The 17032-nt window shown below is 70.0% G+C and carries 14 protein-coding genes; 5 read left to right on the top strand and 9 right to left on the bottom strand.

Annotation, left to right across the window (positions count from 1 at the left end; translation table 11 throughout):
• Positions 1 to 41: 41 nt before the first annotated feature.
• The 3 genes from ACW9TB_RS18370 to ACW9TB_RS18360 form a co-directional block, all read right to left on the bottom strand.
• Positions 42 to 497, bottom strand: a complete 456-nt coding sequence (locus ACW9TB_RS18370) for a PTS sugar transporter subunit IIA (RefSeq protein WP_472749218.1) — start codon at positions 495 to 497, stop codon at positions 42 to 44.
• A gap of 129 nt (positions 498 to 626) precedes the next feature.
• Complete coding sequence (locus tag ACW9TB_RS18365) at positions 627 to 863, bottom strand: PTS sugar transporter subunit IIB (RefSeq protein WP_472749217.1); 237 nt, start codon at positions 861 to 863, stop codon at positions 627 to 629.
• 64 nt (positions 864 to 927) lie between these two features.
• Complete coding sequence (locus ACW9TB_RS18360) at positions 928 to 1962, bottom strand: SIS domain-containing protein (RefSeq protein WP_472749216.1); 1035 nt, start codon at positions 1960 to 1962, stop codon at positions 928 to 930.
• 159 nt (positions 1963 to 2121) lie between these two features.
• Here ACW9TB_RS18360 and ACW9TB_RS18355 point away from each other — a divergent pair, with 159 nt between their 5' ends.
• The 3 genes from ACW9TB_RS18355 (at position 2122) to ACW9TB_RS18345 (ending at position 5160) form a co-directional block, all read left to right on the top strand.
• On the top strand, positions 2122 to 2862 hold the full coding sequence (locus ACW9TB_RS18355; RefSeq protein WP_362837563.1) for a GntR family transcriptional regulator: 741 nt from the start codon (positions 2122 to 2124) through the stop codon (positions 2860 to 2862).
• Positions 2863 to 3009: 147 nt separating this feature from the next.
• The gene (locus tag ACW9TB_RS18350) at positions 3010 to 4368 is read left to right on the top strand and encodes a PTS transporter subunit EIIC (RefSeq protein ID WP_472749215.1); all 1359 of its coding nucleotides are present in this window, start codon (positions 3010 to 3012) and stop codon (positions 4366 to 4368) included.
• A gap of 282 nt (positions 4369 to 4650) precedes the next feature.
• The gene (locus tag ACW9TB_RS18345) at positions 4651 to 5160 is read left to right on the top strand and encodes an Rv3235 family protein (protein ID WP_472749214.1); all 510 of its coding nucleotides are present in this window, start codon (positions 4651 to 4653) and stop codon (positions 5158 to 5160) included.
• 150 nt (positions 5161 to 5310) lie between these two features.
• On the opposite strand, the gene secA is transcribed toward ACW9TB_RS18345, so the two are convergent.
• Positions 5311 to 8124 (bottom strand): preprotein translocase subunit SecA, encoded by a 2814-nt coding sequence (gene secA, locus ACW9TB_RS18340; RefSeq protein WP_472749213.1) that lies wholly within the window; start codon positions 8122 to 8124, stop codon positions 5311 to 5313.
• Positions 8125 to 8377: 253 nt separating this feature from the next.
• Here secA and ACW9TB_RS18335 point away from each other — a divergent pair, with 253 nt between their 5' ends.
• Both ACW9TB_RS18335 and ACW9TB_RS18330 read left to right on the top strand, forming a co-directional pair.
• Positions 8378 to 8695 carry an HGxxPAAW family protein gene (locus tag ACW9TB_RS18335; RefSeq protein ID WP_472749212.1) on the top strand — a complete coding sequence of 106 codons (318 nt, stop codon included), beginning with the start codon at positions 8378 to 8380 and terminating at the stop codon, positions 8693 to 8695.
• Between the two features lie 306 nt (positions 8696 to 9001).
• Entirely contained in the window at positions 9002 to 10192 is a 1191-nt protein-coding gene (locus ACW9TB_RS18330; protein WP_472749211.1) for a winged helix-turn-helix domain-containing protein, read from the top strand.
• Between the two features lie 76 nt (positions 10193 to 10268).
• Here the strand turns inward: ACW9TB_RS18330 and ACW9TB_RS18325 are convergent, their stop codons facing one another.
• The 5 genes from ACW9TB_RS18325 to mtrB all read right to left on the bottom strand — a co-directional run bounded on the left by ACW9TB_RS18325 (position 10269) and on the right by mtrB (position 17020).
• Positions 10269 to 10973, bottom strand: a complete 705-nt coding sequence (locus ACW9TB_RS18325; protein WP_329090540.1) for a response regulator transcription factor — start codon at positions 10971 to 10973, stop codon at positions 10269 to 10271.
• A gap of 94 nt (positions 10974 to 11067) precedes the next feature.
• Positions 11068 to 11736 (bottom strand): ribosome hibernation-promoting factor, HPF/YfiA family, encoded by a 669-nt coding sequence (hpf, locus tag ACW9TB_RS18320; RefSeq protein WP_472749210.1) that lies wholly within the window; start codon positions 11734 to 11736, stop codon positions 11068 to 11070.
• Between the two features lie 521 nt (positions 11737 to 12257).
• Positions 12258 to 12962 carry a ComF family protein gene (locus ACW9TB_RS18315; protein ID WP_472749209.1) on the bottom strand — a complete coding sequence of 235 codons (705 nt, stop codon included), beginning with the start codon at positions 12960 to 12962 and terminating at the stop codon, positions 12258 to 12260.
• Positions 12963 to 13341: 379 nt separating this feature from the next.
• A complete protein-coding gene (locus ACW9TB_RS18310) occupies positions 13342 to 15309 on the bottom strand; it encodes an LpqB family beta-propeller domain-containing protein (protein ID WP_472749208.1) in 1968 nt (655 codons plus the stop codon).
• The gene (mtrB, locus tag ACW9TB_RS18305) at positions 15299 to 17020 is read right to left on the bottom strand and encodes an MtrAB system histidine kinase MtrB (RefSeq protein WP_472749207.1); all 1722 of its coding nucleotides are present in this window, start codon (positions 17018 to 17020) and stop codon (positions 15299 to 15301) included. The genes ACW9TB_RS18310 and mtrB overlap by 11 nt, the downstream gene beginning before the upstream one ends.
• Positions 17021 to 17032: the final 12 nt, after the last annotated feature.

Raw genomic sequence — 17032 nt, 5'->3', positions numbered from 1 at the left:
GGTCGGTGCTTCGTGATCGGTGTCTCGCGACCCGTGAATCCTCAGGCCGGACCGCTCCATTCGAAAAGCTCGTCACCGGCGTCGACGGCCCCCGTGGCGAGGCCGGTGACGGCGTTCGCGGCGGCGTCCAGCGCCACGACCGGGCAGATCGGGTGGCGTCCGCCCGCCTCGATCCCGGCCGGATCCCACGCCACCACCGGCTGCCCGGCGCTCACCCGGTCCCCCTCGGCGGCCAGCGGCTCGAAGCCCTCGCCCCTGAGCTCGACCGTGTCGATGCCCAGGTGGACGAGGACCCCCCTGCCGTCGTCGCCGACGACCACGAACGCGTGCGGGTGCAGCTTGACGATGGTGCCCGCGATGGGAGAGAGCACCCGGCCGGGCACCCTGTCCGGCTCGATCGCCAGGCCGGGCCCGACCAGTCCCTCGGAGAAGACCGGGTCGGGTACCGAACCGAGCGGCACGGCCACCCCCGCGACCGGTGCCAGAACCGTGGTCACCGTCCTCCCCTCGGCATGCCGCCCGTGAGGACGGCCCGTCCACGCCCCGGCCGCCCACCCGTGTCGTCCGGGCACGCCCTGCCCGTGAGAGCGGCCCTCGTCAGCCCATTTCAGCCGTTTTAGCCTGCTTCAGCCAATGATTTCCTCGATGTCGCTGGCGATCGTGTCGGCCTCGGGACCCACCACCACCTGGACGACGTTGCCCGCCGCCATCACACCGTGCGCGCCCGCCGTCCGCAGGGCCGCCTGGTCGACCTTGGAGGCGTCACGCACCTCGGTGCGGAGCCGGGTGATGCACGGTTCGATCTCGATGATGTTGTCCGCACCACCGAGTCCAGCGATGATCGCGTCGGCGTCGGCCGCCATGTCGCCCTCCAGATGTGATCACCCTGTCCCCAAGGCTATGACCAGGCTAAAGGAGATGCCGCGATCAGTCGGTCTGGGTCACCTTGTTGAGACCACGGGGGGCGTCGGGGTCGATCCCCAGCCTGCGCGCGAGCGCCTCGGTGAGCAGCTGACCTGGGACGATGAGGCCCATCGGGGCGACCCACTCGGGAAGGTCGGGACCGTTCAGCGCGGCGCTGGAGACCGAGGACAGCGCGGTGCCGCCGCCGACCGTGTAGGCCGAGGCGCCCGCGCCGGTCACCCGCTCGGCGAGCGCCACGGTGCCGGCCAGGGTCGGGCCCTCGCCCGCCGCGACCAGGATGGCCGGGGTGTCCTCGTCGACCACGGCGATCGGGCCGTGCAGCAGGTCGGCGTACGACAGGCCCATGGCGTGCAGGTAGCACGCCTCCTTGAGCTTGAGCGCCAGCTCGAGCGCGGTGGAGAAGGCGAGCCCACGGCCGGAGACCACGACGCCCGGCTTGTCGGCCAGGCCCTCGACGATCGCCTCCAGGTCACCGGGGTCGCCGACCAGCTTCTCGACCGCGTCCGGCACCCGCTGCAGGTCGGCGGCGTCGACGTCCGCGCCGAGGCCGAGGGCCAGCACGGCGAGCGCGGCGAGCTGGGTGGTGTAGGTCTTGGTGGCCGGGACGGCCTTCTCCTCGCCCGCGACCGTGCACAGGGCGAGGTCCGCGGCCTGGGCCAGGGGGCTCTGCTCACCGCCGTTGGTGATCGCCACGGTCCTGGCGCCGCAGTCCTTCGCCCAGGCGAGGGTCTCGACGATCTCCTCGGTCCTGCCCGACTGGGAGAGGGCGACGGCCAGCAGGCCGTCGAGGTCCAGCCTGCGCCGGTAGGTCGTGGCGATCGAGGGAGCGGCGAGGGTGGAGAGCCTGCCCGTGTGCGCCTCGGCGAGATAGCGGCCGTAGACTGCGGCGTTGTCGGAGGTGCCGCGGGCGATGAACAGCAGCTGGCGGGTCTGCCCCGCGAGCCGCTCCACCTCCCCGACCCTGGGGAGGAGGGCGTCGAGCGTGGCTCGCAGCGCGGCTGGCTGCTCGGCGATCTCGCTGCGCATCTTGGTCGTCATCTCGCGCTCATCCTTCGGTTCGGACGGACGAGACCGGGCCGTTATCGATCCGTCTCCGGTCCGTACGTTGACACCCTTTTCCGGCCTGTGGTCTAGTCCGGACTAGACCAGTACGAACCATAACTCATGAGACATCTCAGATCGAGGGGGGAGGATCCTGTGGCCCAGATCGATCCGGACAGCCCGGTGCCCAAGTACTTCCAGCTCCGGGAAATCCTGCTCGATCTCATCGAGAACAACGAGCTGGCGATCGGCACGGCGATCCCGTCGGAACGCGAGCTCTGCCAGCGCTTCGGGCTGTCCCGCATGACCGTGCGGCAGGCCGTGGACCACCTGGTCTCCGAGGGCAGGTTGCAGCGGGTGGCGGGCAAGGGCACCTTCGTGGCCCGCCCCAAGATCGAGATGTCCCTGCGGCTGACCTCCTTCAGCGACGAGATGCGCGCCAGGGGCATGGAGCCCGGCTCCCGCGACCTGGACCGGCGGGTGGTCAGGGCGAGCGCGCACCTGGCCAGGGAGCTCGGCATCCAGCCGGGTGACGAGGTTCACTTCATCGAGCGGCTGCGGACCGCGGCCGACGAGCCCATGTGCATCGAGCGGGCCCACATCCCCGTCTCCCTCGCGCCCGACCTCGACACCCACGACCTGACGGGCCGCTCCCTCTACGCCCTCCTGGAGACCCGCTACGGCCTGGTGCTCGACGCCGGGGAGCTCACCATCGACGGCGGCATCGCCGACCCCGGTGACGCCGACCTGCTGAAGCTGCCGCGCGGCGGGGCCGTGCTGCTGCTCCAGCGGCGCTCCTTCGCGGGAGGTGTCTGCGCCGAACTCGGGGTGTCCACCTATCGCGCCGACCGCTATCAGCTCCGTACGATCCTGGAGATACCGGCCCGCCGCGCCTGACCCCGCCCGTCTCCGACACACTCCTGCCCGTCCCGACCGGCACCTCGGCCATCCCGGCCCCGTACCGCCGCCGTCACATCCCGTCCAGTCCCGCGCGACCGCCCCCTTCGCCGCCCTCCTCCCTTCCAGCCTCTGGAGGAAAGCCCGATGAGCCCTTCCACGGCGGACGCGGGCCTGCCCGCCGCCCACCCGTACGGGTCCACCGCGATGAGCGTGCTCCAGCGCCTGGGACGTTCCCTGATGCTGCCGATCGCGGTCCTGCCGGCCGCGGGCCTGCTGTTCAGGCTCGGGCAGGACGACCTCCTCGGCCGGACCGACAGCGCGCTGCTCGACGACGTCGCCCTCGTCGTCGGCACCGCGGGCGGCGCCCTGTTCGACAACCTGCCCATCCTGTTCGCGATCGGCGTCGCCATCGGGTTCGCCCGTAAGGCCGACGGCTCCACCGCCCTGGCCGCGCTCGTCGGCTACCTGGTCTTCCACGCCGTCAGCATGAACATGTTCTTCATCCTCTTCGACGCCGACCTGAGGGAGCCCATCACCACGGAGGTGTTCGACAGGGCCAACCCCGGCGTCCCCGACGCGGTCCTGAACCTCGGCGCGCAGAACCCGACCCGGGTGCTCGGCGGCATCGTCATGGGCCTGGTCTCCGCGCTGCTCTGGCAGCGCTACTACCGCACCAAGCTGCCGACCTGGCTGGCCTTCTTCGGCGGACGCCGCCTGGTGCCGATCCTCACCGCCTTCGCCGGGCTCGTGATCGGCGTGCTCTTCGGCTTCGTCTGGCCGGTGCTGGGCGGCTGGGTCCGCGCCTCGGGGACCTGGCTCGCCTCCAACAGCGAGCTCGGCGCCGGGATCTACGGCATGATCAACCGCGCCCTGCTCCCGCTCGGCATGCACCACATCGTCAACAACGTGATCTGGACCCAGGTCCCCGAGTGCGTGGTCGACGGCAAGAAGCTCGCCGGGGACCTGATCTGCTTCAACAACGGCGCCGTCGGCTACGGCGGCTTCGAGGCCGGTTTCTACCCGGTCCTCATGTTCGGCCTGCCCGCCGCCGCGATCGCCATCTGGCGGGCCGCGCCGCCACACCGCCGCACCGCGGTCGGCTCGATCATGATCTCCGCGGCGCTCACCGCGTTCCTCACCGGGATCACCGAACCGATCGAGTTCGCCTTCATCTTCGTGGCGCCGGTACTGTTCGTGATCCACATCGTGCTGACCGGCGTCTCCATGGCCCTCGCCTCCGCCCTGGGCGCCAAGCTCGCCTTCAGCTTCTCCTCCGGGCTGATCGACCTCGGCCTGTACGGGACCGCGCCCAACGCCCGGGGGATACCGGTCATCATCGTGATGGGGCTGTTCTACGCGGTGATCTACTACACCGTGTTCAGTTTCCTGATCAGGAAGCTGAACATCATGACCCCCGGCCGCGAGCCCGAGCCCGACGTCGACTCCGGCGAGTCCTCCACCCCGCGGCGGGGCGGGGCGGACACCGGCCCGGCCCACCCCTGAGTGGCGCGCCGACAAGGAGCACGTCGAGGTCACCCGACGTACCGGCGGGCACCGGCCCGCCCCTGAGGGGTGTTTACGGCCGGCCGCCGGAGATCACGGCTCCGGCCGCAACCCGTCTCCTCGCGGGGACCGGCCGCTCCAACCCGGGGTGATCTTCTCCGCCGAACGGGGCGAAGCGACCGGGATTTCCGGGAAGTTGGCGGGCGACGTATCTGGGCGGCGGGCCGGAAACTCCCTGATGCGTCAGTCTCTCCGCCCCCGCCGAGCACATTCGGAGTCCCCATGTCGCCCCCACGACGCCCGGCGTCGCTCCCCAGGATCGCGTCCTCCCCCGCCGCCGAGCCGCCCTACGACGACGACCGCCCCGCCGGTGGCGCCCCGGCCATGCCGCCGTACGTACAGGGCACCCTCGCCCTCGCCCTCGATCCCGGAGGGCCTGGCCCCTCGGCCGGGAAGCCGCTGGTCTGGGGCCCGCCCGGCGCGGTCCCCGACGAACGGCGGCTGCGGGCCCTCGCGCAGGCCGTCGCCGAGATCCTGTCCGGCAGGCGCCCTCCGGCGAGCGTCTCCTGTCACATGTCCGGCAGGGCCCAGGCCGAGCTGGTCAGGAGTGGGAAGATCATCAACAGCGCACGCCCGCCCAGGGCGGGCCGGGCCCACGTCTCCCAGCCGGAGGACGGGGTGGTGGAGATGTGCGCCGTGGTGGACTGCGGCGACCGCTCGCGCGTCCTGGCGCTGAGGCTGGAACGCAGGGGCGTGCGCTGGCTGTGCACCGAGTTCGAGACCACCCCCTGACCCGCGTCCCGTACCGGAACCGCCGACCGGCCACGCCCGCGCCCGGAAGCCGTGACGCCGACCCGCTCGGCTCGGAGGTCCACAAGGCCCGCGAGGTCCGGACATGCCGGAGGGCCCGCACCGTACGTGGTGCGGGCCCTCCGGCGACGGTCAGACCTCGATGTGCTTGGGGTCGCCGTGGCAGCGCTTGTACTTCTTGCCGGAGCCGCAGGGGCACGGGGCGTTGCGCTCGACGTTGCCGTACGCGTCACGCTCGGCCTTGGTGCTGATCCGGGTGTGCTCCACCTCGCCGCTCTCGCCCGGAGCGGTGTACTCCAGCTCGGCGGGACGCTGCGGGCCGCGCAGGCCCCGGGCGATGATCGAGCGGGTCTCCGCGATCGCGGCGTCCTCGGAGTGGTCGTGCTCCTCGACGATCGGGTTGCTCTGGACCTCGACCTCAAGGTTGAACAGGTAGCCGACCGACTCCTCCTTGATGCCCTCAAGCATCTGGGAGAACATCTCGAAGCCCTCGCGCTGGTACTCGATCAGCGGGTCCCGCTGGGCCATCGCCCGCAGGCCGATGCCCTCCTGGAGATAGTCCATCTCGTAGAGGTGCTCGCGCCACTTGCGGTCGAGGACCGACAGGATGACGCGGCGCTCCAGCACCCGCATGCCCTCCGGGTCCATGGCCTGGGCGTTGATCTCCTCTTCGCGACGGTCGTAGGCGGCCATCGCGTCGGCCTTGATCCGCTCGTCGAGGAACTGGGCGGTCAGCTCCTCGCGGCCCCCGGCCTCCTCGACGAGCTGGTCGGCGGTGATGGTGATGGGGTACAGCTGCCCGAGGGCCTTCCACAGCTTGTCGAGGTCCCACTCCTCGGCGAAGCCCTCGGCGGTGGCGCCCGCGATGTACTCGTCGATCACGTCGTTGACGAAGCCGCGGATCTGCTCGTGCAGGTCCGCGCCCTCCAGCACCCGGTGGCGCTCGGCGTAGATCACCTTGCGCTGCCGGTTCATGACCTCGTCGTACTTCAGAACGTTCTTGCGGATCTCGAAGTTCTGCTGCTCGACCTGGTGCTGGGCTGAGGCGATCGCCTTGGAGACGATGCCCGACTCGATCGGGACGTCGTCGGGGATGTTGAGGCGCGTCATGATCATCTCGACCCTGGCCGAGTTGAACAGGCGCATGAGGTCGTCTTCGAGCGAGAGGTAGAAGCGCGACTCGCCCGGGTCGCCCTGACGGCCGGAACGGCCGCGGAGCTGGTTGTCGATGCGCCGCGACTCGTGCCGCTCGGTGCCCAGGACGTAGAGGCCGCCGAGGTCGGTGACCTCGTCGTGCTCGGCCTGCACGGCCGCCCTGGCCTTCTCCAGCGCCTCGCCCCAGGCCTTGTCGTACTCCTCCGGGGTCTCGACCGGGTCGAGGCCGCGGTTGCGCAGCTCCAGGTCGGCGCGGAAGTCGGGGTTGCCGCCGAGCATGATGTCGGTGCCTCGACCGGCCATGTTGGTGGCCACGGTGACGGCGTGCTTGCGGCCCGCCTCGGCGATGATCGCCGCCTCGCGGGCGTGGTTCTTGGCGTTGAGGACCTCGTGCTTGACGCCCTTGCGCTTGAGCTCCTTGGCGAGGCGCTCGGACTTGGCGACGCTCGTGGTGCCGACCAGCACCGGCTGGCCCCGCTCGTAGCGCTCCTTGATGTCCTCGACGGTCGCCATGAACTTGGCGTCCTCGGTCTTGTAGACCACGTCGGCCTGGTCCTTGCGGACCATCGGCCGGTTCGTCGGGATCGGGACGACGCCGAGCTTGTAGGTCTGGTGGAACTCGTTGGCCTCGGTCGCCGCGGTGCCGGTCATGCCGGAGAGCGTCTCGTAGAGGCGGAAGTAGTTCTGCAGCGTGATCGTGGCGAGAGTCTGGTTCTCGTCCTTGATCTTGACGCTCTCCTTGGCCTCGATGGCCTGGTGCATGCCCTCGTTGTAGCGGCGGCCGTGCAGGACTCGACCGGTGAACTCGTCGACGATCAGGACCTCGCCGTCGACGACGATGTAGTCCTTGTCCTTCTTGTACAGCTCCTTGGCCTTCAACGCGTTGTTGAGGAAGCCGACCAGGTGGGTGTGCTCGGGCTTGTAGAGGTTCTCGATGCCGAGCCAGTCCTCGACCTTCTCCACGCCGGACTCGAAGATGCCGACCGTGCGCTTCTTCTCGTCGACGGCGTAGTCGCCGGTGTTCTCCTCGCCGTCCTTGCCCTCGGTGCCCCTGCGGAGCCGGGGGACGATCTTGGCGAACTCGGCGTACCACTTGCCGGACTGCTCGCCGGGACCGGAGATGATCAGCGGCGTCCTGGCCTCGTCGATGAGGATCGAGTCGACCTCGTCGACGACGGCGAAGTGGTGGCCGCGCTGGACGCACTCGTCGAGCGACCACGCCATGTTGTCGCGCAGGTAGTCGAAGCCGAACTCGTTGTTCGTGCCGTACGTGATGTCGGCGTTGTACTGCTTGCGACGCTCGTCGGCCGGCATGTTGGCCAGGATCACGCCGACCTCAAGGCCGAGGAAGCGGTGGATCCGGCCCATCTCGTCGCCGTCACGCTTGGCCAGGTAGTCGTTGACCGTGATGACGTGGACGCCCTTGCCCGAGATGGCGTTGAGGTAGGTGGGCAGCGTACAGGTGAGGGTCTTGCCCTCACCGGTGCGCATCTCCGAGATGTTGCCCATGTGCAGGTTGGCCCCGCCCATGATCTGCACGTCGAAGTGGCGCTTGCCCAGCACCCGCCGGGACGCCTCGCGGACGGTGGCGAAGGCCTCGGGAAGCAGGTCGTCGAGGGACTCGCCCTCGGTGTATCGCTGCTTGTAGTCGTCGGTGAGCGCGCGAAGCTCGGCGTCGGTCAAGCTCGTGAAGTCGTCTTCAATGGAGTTGACCTGGTCGGCGATCCGCTTGAGCTTGCGCAGAAGCTTGCCTTCGCCGGCGCGAAGAATTCTATCGAGAAAGGCTGGCACTTTAGGTAAAGCTCCTCGCAGGTCTTCCGCGGCCGGACCGGCCCGGCTGAGGACGAGACATGGTTCTCCGCTGCCATCGTAGGCGGTTCCGCCACCAGACACAGCCACCCTGAAAGACGCTCTTGTGGCCCATGGAGTTCCTTGCCCGCTTCTTTGAGAGAGTACGACCAGCTTCTAAGGGTATGTCGCCCTTTGTCACGTCCGCGTATGGATCCGCGCGGGCGCGTCGCTGTGCCTGGGAGGAGATGCCGTGATGGCGGAGGACACGCGTCTGGCGAACGGCGGGACGCACGAGGGCCAGGGAGGCGACGGCGGTCCCGCGCTCCACCCGGGCTCGGGTGGCCACGGGGGAAGGGCGTCGTCCTGGCTGGCGGTGACCGTGATCCTGCTGGGCTTCACCATCGCGGGGGTCGCCCTCTGCCTGGGCCCCAACTGGTTCGTCTTCTGGATGGGTACGGCGGTGTGCGCCATGGGCGGCGTCCTCATCCTGGTCTTCCGCGTCTTCCAGGACATCGTCGTCGAGGCACCCCGCAGAATGGGCGGCGAGACCGCCCGGGGCGTCCTGCACTGAACACCGCCCGGGGCGTCCTGTACTGACCCCCGGGCACCGCGAAGGTCACGGTCCCACGACCCGCGTCCTGTACTGAACGCCCGGCGCCGCGAAGGTCACGGCCTCGCGTCCAGGACCGAACCCCCGACGCCGCAGGGGTCACAGTCCCGTGGCCCCGCGTCCTGTACCGAACCCCCGGCTCCGCGGGAGACATCCCGTCCGGCATGGTTCACCCCGGCCGCGGACCCCCGACACCGGCTCGGCCTTCTCGTCGGTGTCAGGCGCTAGCCTCGGCCCACGACGTGTTGTCTCCCCCTGGGGCGGTCCATGCAACTCTCCCTTTCCTCCGACGAGGCCCGCCGCGTCATCCTGCGCGCCCAGGGGTTCCTGGGCGCCGAGGCCCGGCGAGGCGGCGTCCCCGCGACCCTGCGCCGCCTCGGGGCCGTCCAGCTCGACACGATCTCCGTGCTGGCCCGCTCCCACGAGCTGGTCGCGTACGCCCGCCTCGGCGCCGTCGGCAGGCAGGAGGTCGAGCGGGCCTACTGGGACGAGCCCGCGCGCGCCTTCGAATACTGGTGTCACGCCGCCTGCGTCCTGCCGATCGGCGACTGGGCGCTGTACGCCTTCAGGCGGCGATACTTCCGTGCCAGGAAGTTCCGCTGGCACGAGGTGCCCGACAGCGTCGGCAAGGTGCTGAACATGGTCCGCGAGAGCGGCCCGGTCACCACCACCGACATCGGCGGGGCCAAGAAGGGCGGCCCGTGGTGGGACTGGTCCGACTCCAAGATCGCCATTGAGTGGCTGCTTGACACCGGCGAGGTCGTCTGCACGCGCAGGGTGGGCTGGCGCCGCGTCTACGACCTGGCCGAACGCGCGGTCCCCGCGGACCTGCTGGCCGAGGAGCTGTCCGACACCGAATGCGTCACCCGCCTCGCCGGGGTCGCCGGGGTCGCGCTCGGCGTGGCCACCCGCGCCGACCTCGTCGACTTCCTGCGGCTGAAGGCGCCCGAGGCACGGTTGCTCGACAGATGCCTGCTCGACGGTTCCACCGGGCTGGTGCCCGTCCGCGTCGACGGGTGGCCCGAGCGGTCCGCCGACGCCTGGGCCGACCCGGCCGCGCTGGAGACCCCGCCCAAGGGCCGCCACCGTACGACCCCGCTCTCCCCGTTCGACTCCCTCGTCTGGGACCGGGCCCGCACCGCCCGCGTGTTCGGCTTCAACCACCGTCTTGAGGCGTACGTGCCCAAGGAGAAGCGTGTCCACGGTTACTTCACGATGCCGGTCCTGGCCGGGGGCAGGCTGATCGGGCGGATCGACCCGGCCCGCGAGGGGTCCACGCTCGTCGCCCGCCAGGTGAGTCTCGAACCCGGCGTCACGCCGGGCGGGGGTGCCGCCTCACTGGCCGGCGCGCTCTGGGAGGCCGCGAGCTGGGTCGGCTGCGAGGCCGTCCGGGTCGAGCGCGTCGACCCGCTCCTGGCCGGGCCCCTTCAGGACGCCCTGAAGCGGGACGCTCCCTGAGCGAATCCCCGCCGGACCAGGTCGTTTCCCGCGCCCGGAATGCGGTGACCGCCGAGCGGTCACCGCACCGGGCGTCTCAGGTGATCTCAAGCATCCGCTCGCGCACCGCGTAGACCACCGCCTCCATCCTGGAGTGGAGCTGAAGCTTGTCCAGGATGTTTCTGACGTGGTTCTTCACGGTGTTCTCGGAGATGAACAGCTGCTTGGCGATCTCGCGGTTGTTCATCCCCTTCGCGACGAGGCGGAGCACCTCCATCTCCCGTTCGGTCAGGCGTGGAACGGGGAGTTGCGGGGGCCGCTCGGCCTCCTTACGGCTCATGTTGGCGAATTCACTGATGAGTTTGGCGGCCATCGCCGGGTTGATCAGCGACTGTCCTTCGTGGACGCCGCGGACGGCCTCGGGGACCTCGTCGAGCTGGACGTTCTTCAGCAGGTAGCCGGTGGCTCCCGCCTTGATCGCCTCGAAGAGATCCTCCTCCTCGTCGCTCACCGTCAACATGATGATCCGCGTACTCGGCACCGATGCCTTGATCTCGCGAGTGGCCTCGATACCGCTCCTCCGTGGCATCCGGACGTCCATGAGCATGACATCCGGAGTGAGACGGTCGGCGAGTTCGACCGCTTCCTGTCCGTCGCTCGCCTCGCCGACAACCTCGATGTCCGTCTCCGCGGCCAGCGCCATCTCCAGACTGCGGCGGATCAGCGCGTGATCGTCAACGATCAGCACGCGAATCGGTTCGCCGCGTCCGGTCGGGCCGGTTGCGTCGTCGGGTTCCGTCACGCCTCCTCCTCGGGGGGCCAGAGCCGGTGGACCGCCATGATTACACGGGTTTCAGGGTCCTCGGTTGGTCGGAGAGGATCTTCGAACGCGTTCGTCAGGGCTCGACGAGCCGCAGCACGCCGTAGTTGTACCCCTGTCGGAGGTATACGACGCTCGGCTGCCCGCTCTCCTTGTCACGGAAGAGATAGAAATCGTGTCCCACCAGTTCCATTTCGAGAAGGGCCTGATCGATGGTGATCGGATCGGCCTCGTGGAACTTCTCCCTGACCATCAGCGGCCCGTCCCCGTCCATCTGGATCGGGATGATGCTCTTGTCCTCCGCGAGGTCGTCGGCCTCGGCCTGGACCTGGGGTTCGACCAGCGACTGCTCGGTGAGCAGGTGGGCCGGGGCGCTCTCGAACGACTCGGCGAGCGCGGTGGCCGTCAGCTCCGCGACCGACGGCGGGCAGTGGTTGCCGTGGTGGATCTTCCTGCGGTCGGCGAGCCGTCGCAGCCGTCCTTCGAGTTTGCCGAGTGCGATGTCAAGGGCGGCGAAGCGGTCGTCGGCCGAGGCCTCCGCCCGGACCGCGGGACCACGTGAGTGGATAGTGAGCTCGACCCGCTCTCGCTGGTCGACGATGCGCGGATTACTTTCCTTGGACACCTCCACGTCAACGCGAATGAGCTTGTGGTCCAAACGCTCGATCCTGGCCAGCTTGGCATTCACATGGTCACGGAATCGGTCACTCACTCCGGTGTGCCGACCCTTGACGATGATCTCCATGCACAGCCCCCCTTCGAATCTCGACGGTGGTATTGCGACACCCGCTCGGCCGACCTGGTCTTCGTCCCCACATCCGCCTGCTGAGGGTTTCGCAGCTCTTTGCCACTACATGCCCTTCTCTTCTGGCAAGGAACATCTGGCTCCCTGGGAAGGCAGGACTTACCTCTAAGCCGCACCGTGATCGATCGACGAAAAGTCGTCTTACGTGGACCGTTTGGCCTGCGGCTGGCATCGGCTAGCCGGGCCGGCCTCCTGTCGGAGGTCGGTCCGGTGCAACCACGGACCCGAGCGGGTGCCATGGCTCAGACGCTATCCGTATCCCGGCCGAATGTCAGCCTGGCGACCGACCAAAGGATCACTTTGCGTAATTCAGAGCCGGGAGGCGGGCCGCCTTACCCTCCCGCCCTCGCGGGTCGGCGGCATGGTAAACGAAGGCTTCTCGCATCCGTTGAGCAGCCAGGAAGGAACCGCCGGGACAGTGAGGTATGGCGCCGGGGTGAGGCCGGTCACCGGCCGCCGTCTCACCCTCCGTCACGGTCTCCGGACGTGGATCTCCGGCGTGTCGCGGCGACCGTCGCGGCGAGGGACGGCGTCACCCCCGCCTCGCGCATCGCCCTGGCCGCCTCCGCGAGCGTCGCGCCGGTGGTGACGACATCGTCGACCAGCACAACCACCTCCGTGCCGCCCCAGGAGCGCGGCACAGGCGCGTTGCGGCCGATCGCGACGGTGAACGCGGAGGAGAGATTCGCGGCCCGCTGGAGGGAACTCAGCCCCGCCTGATCGGCGACGCGTCGGCGCTGGGCGAGCATCCTCGCCACGCTCGCGGGCCAACCGGCCTCGCGGAGGTAACCCGCCGCCAGATCCGCGAGCCGGACCACCGGGTCGTGCCCGCGGCGCCTCAGCGCGGGTCGGGCACTGGGCACCGGCACGAGCAGCACCGGCCGCTCACCGGCCGCGGTGGCGACCGCCAGGGCCAGGGCCCCGGCCAGGGGAGGGGCGAGGGCCGTGCGGCCGCGCTCCTTGTAGGCGATGATCGCCCGCCGCACGGCGGGGGTGTACTCGGCCGCCGACCAGCACTCGGGCAGGCCGGGCGGGACGGGGTCTGGCATCCGGAGGGCGGGCGCTCCGTGCAGCTCCGCCGCGCACCGGGGACAGACGAGGGCGCCCGGCGCGTCGCATCCGGCGCAGCGGGGCGGCAGGATCAGGTCGAGCATGGCGGTCGTCACGAATCCAAGGTTTCATAAGGCACCGACAAAAAGCCCAGCCCAGAGTACCCGAGGGGGGTTCGGGCCCCCGCCGGGAGGCGGGGCCCCGTCCCGGAAGGCGACCCGACCCAGGGCGAAGACCCCATACCACGCCGCAGGAGGGCGACTCCCGGGAGGCACCGCCCGGCCCGGAGTCCCGGTAAAAACCACTCGACTCAGAGCCCCGGCAGAGACCGTTCGACTCAGATTTCCGGTGGAAACCACTCAGCCCAGACTCCCGGCAGAGACCGCTCAGATCGGACTTCCGGCACAAACCGCTCGCCCCAGAGCCCCGATAGAGACCACTCAGCCCAGCCTCTCGACAGAAACCGCTCAGCCCAAAGTCCCGGCAGAGACCCGCTCAGCCCAACGGGAAGGCCGGGAAGGAGGGCCCGTTCCCGGTGAAGTCCGTGGTCCCGATCTCGTTCTTGATCAGCGCCTCCCACTTGGCGGAGTTCCAGAACAGGACCTGACGGTCGCCCTGCTCGTCCCTGGCCCCCGCGAGCAGGGTGCCGTCCAGGGCGGTGATGCTCTCGATCCGCGAGTCGAAGGCCAGCGACTTGGGCTCGGAGGTGACCGAGGCCTCAAGCAGCTCCGACTTGCCGGTGAGCGCGTACAGGGTCTTGCCGTCCTTCCAGGCGATGTCCTTGATCGTCTGGTTGCCGTCGATGTCGACCACGGTCTGGAGGTTGGTGATGCGGGTGCTCTCCCGCTCCCCGATGACGGTGCCGACCTGGACCTGCTCGCCCAGCCCGTCCTTGACGACCACCGCGACGTGCACGCCGTCCCGCGCGACCTTGAGCGACTCGATGTGGAGCGTCTCCAGGTCGGGGGCCGACACCCGGTACTGGTGCTTGTTGTCGCCGTCGTGCCGGGTGATGACCGAGGTGTGGTCGTTGGGCCGGTCGACCGTCCAGAGCGTGTGGTAGCGGTCCCAGGTCGGCGGGGCGAGGGAGACCCCGGTGGCCCAGAGCCGCCACTCGCCGCCCGCGACGAGCGGCGCGACGGAGACGCTTTTGCCGTCCCCGGAGAGCCCCGCCACCTGCTGTATCGGCTGGCCGCTGATCGCGGGGTGGGTGAGCGCGCCCCCCTTCTGACCGGTCCTGCCCGGTACGGGATGCCCGGCGTTCTCCTTGTCCAGCAGCCGCAGCGCGCCGTCGGCGATGTAGAACGGGTAGACGGCGTCGGGGGTCGTCCAGGGGTCGAAGTTCGACTGCTCCTGGGCGTCGATCTGGAGGGGCGAGTCGGGATAGTAGGGCTCGCCGTTCACCTTGACCTCGAAGCCCCAGCCGCCCTTGGTGAGCGCGGCGAGCGTCGCGGCGAGCTGGGCCGACATCGGGTCGATCAGGTCGGAGTCCACCCGCCTGGTGAGGTCGACGACGACCCTGTTGTTCTCGATGGTGACGTCGATGAGCTCGGTGCCGGTGAAGGCGGTGCGCACCGCGTCCTTGAGGGAGCTGCTCGGCCCCCGCAGCAGCCGCTCGACCGTCGTCTTGGCGAAGTTGGCGCCCGGGTCGATCGGTACCCGTACCTGGTCGACCACCAGCCCCTTCCACTGCGAGTCGAGGAAGTACAGGTCCACGGGCAGGTAGCCGCGGGCGACGTCGGCCTCGGACAGCAGGAGGCCGTCGGGGGCCGAGCTGATGCGCCACTCGCCGTTCGCCCCCTTGGCGAGGGTGAAGGGCTGGTTCAGGGGTCCGCCACTCGGACGGTATCGGCCGTCCTGGTCAATGATCGCGGTTTTGGAGCCCTTAAGCGTGACCTGGGCCTGCTTGTCCTCTTCTCGCAGCGGCGCGAACTTCTCGTACTCGCCCTGCCGGTAGACCGTGACGCCGCTGTGCGGGTTCCACTTGGCGGCGAAGTCGCCGGTGAGGTACTCGCGGGCGACCTGGAAGGTGGTGTCGTCGAGGCTCGCCATGGCCGCGCGGAAGCCGGTGACGACCTCCTCCGGTGACCAGTCGGCCTTCGGCGACATGGCGATGACCCGCGCGTACGGGTCGCCCAGCGGGCTGCCCTTGCGCTCGTTGTCGACGGCGACGACGGACTTGCCGCCGGTGGGGATGACCGAGCAGGCGCTCAGGCCGTAGACCAGGGCGATCGCCAGGATCGCCGTCCCCGCGCTCCGCGCGCCCCTGCCCAGCGCAGGTGCGTACCGCCGCCCGCACGAGCGCGCCGACACGCGCCGCGCCTCGTGGACCTCGCGCCCTCCGGTACGCGTCGGCGCGTGCCGTACCTCGTGGACCTCGTGGACCTCGTGGATCCCGGTCCGCGCGGCGTTCCCCGCCCCCGGCTCCGGGCGGCGTCGTGCCCGTTCGGTTCTAGTCCGCATCGCGTCCCCCGTCGGCCGCCGCCGGTGACAGCACCGGCGTGACGTGCCCTCGCCACGTGCGTCGCATCTCCACCTCCGGGGGTACGAGCGGCAGGGGCGAGCCCCTGAGCACCGCCCCGGCCACCCTGGGCAGCGAGAGCCGGAACTGCGAACCCTCCCCGTGCGAGCCCCACGCCTGCAGCCAGCCGCCGTGCAGGATGGCGTCCTCGCGGGAGATGGCCAGCCCCAGGCCCGTACCGCCGATCGTGCGCGCCCTGGACGGGTCGGCCCGCCAGAACCGGTCGAAGACCAGGTTCTCCTCGCCCGCCTTCAACCCCACCCCGTGGTCGCGTACCGCCACCGCCACCGCGTCCCGGTCGGCGGCGACCGAGACGACGACGTCGCGGCCCTCGCCGTGCTCGATCGCGTTGAACAGCAGGTTGCGCAGGATGCGCTCGACCCTGCGGCTGTCCATCTCCGCCATGCAGGGCTCGCCGGGAAGGCGCAGGTCGAAGCGGGTGGAGTGGCGCTCGGCCAGCGCCTCGGAGTCGGCGACGGCGCGCAGCACCACGTCCCTGACGTCCACCGGGTCGACGTCGAGGTCGGCCGCGCCCGCGTCGTAGCGGCTGATCTCCAGGAGGTCGGCGAGCATCGCCTCGAACCGGTTGAGCTGGTTCTGCATCAGCTCGGCCGACCTGGCGGCCATCGGGTCGAAGTCCTCGCGGGCGTCGAAGAGCAGGTCGGCGGCCATCCGCACGGTGGTCAGCGGGGTGCGCAGCTCGTGCGAGACGTCCGAGACGAACTGGCGCTGGACCTGGGAGAGCTCCTCCAGCTGGTGGATCTTCAGTGCCAGGTTGGCGGCCATCTCGTTGAAGGAGGTGGCCAGGCGGGCCAGGTCGTCCTCGCCTCGCACCTTCAGCCGTTCGTCCAGGCGCCCGGCGGCGAGCCGCTCGGCGGCCTGCCTGGCCAGCCGCACCGGCGTGACGACCTGGCGGGTGACCAGCGAGGAGATCGCGGCCAGCAGCAGCACGAGACCGGCGCCGACGAGGATGATCATCTGCTGCACCGAGGCGAGGGTCTGCTCCTCCTTGTCCAGCGGGACGAGGTGGTAGATCTCGTACGACGAGTCGAGGCGGGTGCCGATGATCATGCCGGGCACCGGCTGCTCTGGCTGCCCCTTGTAGTACAGCGGGGTGTACCAGGTGCTGTCCTCGCCCATCTCCTTCTTGAACAGCTCGTCGCGCTGCCTGGGCGGGATGCTGACGGGGTCGATGTCCGTGGTCCCGTAGAACGCCCCCGGCAGCTTCTCGTTGCGGATGATCACCGAGTAGCGGCTGGCCGAGCCCGCGCGCCGCGCGAGCGCCTCCGTGGCCTGGCTGAGCGGGCTGCCCCCCACGGGCTGCGGTGGCTGGCCCGGTTCGACGGGCTGCTTGGCGGCCTCGGCCGCCGGTTGGTTGAGGTAGCCGAGCACCGCGTTCCTGTCGGCCTGCGCCTCGCTCTTGGCCGCGCTCTCCCTCGTTTCCAGGGTGGTTCTGATGATCTGCTGCATCAGGAAGACGCCGAGCACGGCGACGACCACGATGGAGATGACCATCGTGCTGGTGACGACGCGCAGCTGGAGCGAGCGCCAGAAGACGCGGCGCGCCCGGCCGGCCACGCGCCGGACGCGGCGCCGCACACCCCGCAGCAGCTGGCGCGGGGTGCGACGGCGTTTCTTCGGTGCGGGAGGCATCTCGGGGTCCGG

The sequence above is a fragment of the Streptosporangium sp. H13245 genome, from assembly GCF_055690525.1.
Note: the sequence above shows the minus strand (reverse complement) of the source record. Positions and strands in the feature narration are given on the sequence as shown.

Excerpts from the sequence above, each read along its gene's own strand:
- mtrB (WP_472749207.1), bottom strand. The coding sequence starts at position 17,020 with ATGCCTCCCGCACCGAAGAAACGCCGTCGCACCCCGCGCCAGCTGCTG.
- hpf (WP_472749210.1), bottom strand. The coding sequence starts at position 11,736 with ATGGAGATCATCGTCAAGGGTCGGCACACCGGAGTGAGTGACCGATTC.
- ACW9TB_RS18330 (WP_472749211.1), top strand. The coding sequence starts at position 9,002 with ATGCAACTCTCCCTTTCCTCCGACGAGGCCCGCCGCGTCATCCTGCGC.
- ACW9TB_RS18360 (WP_472749216.1), bottom strand. The coding sequence starts at position 1,962 with ATGACGACCAAGATGCGCAGCGAGATCGCCGAGCAGCCAGCCGCGCTG.
- ACW9TB_RS18335 (WP_472749212.1), top strand. The coding sequence starts at position 8,378 with ATGGCGGAGGACACGCGTCTGGCGAACGGCGGGACGCACGAGGGCCAG.
- ACW9TB_RS18310 (WP_472749208.1), bottom strand. The coding sequence starts at position 15,309 with ATGCGGACTAGAACCGAACGGGCACGACGCCGCCCGGAGCCGGGGGCG.
- ACW9TB_RS18350 (WP_472749215.1), top strand. The coding sequence starts at position 3,010 with ATGAGCCCTTCCACGGCGGACGCGGGCCTGCCCGCCGCCCACCCGTAC.
- ACW9TB_RS18345 (WP_472749214.1), top strand. The coding sequence starts at position 4,651 with ATGTCGCCCCCACGACGCCCGGCGTCGCTCCCCAGGATCGCGTCCTCC.
- ACW9TB_RS18365 (WP_472749217.1), bottom strand. The coding sequence starts at position 863 with ATGGCGGCCGACGCCGACGCGATCATCGCTGGACTCGGTGGTGCGGAC.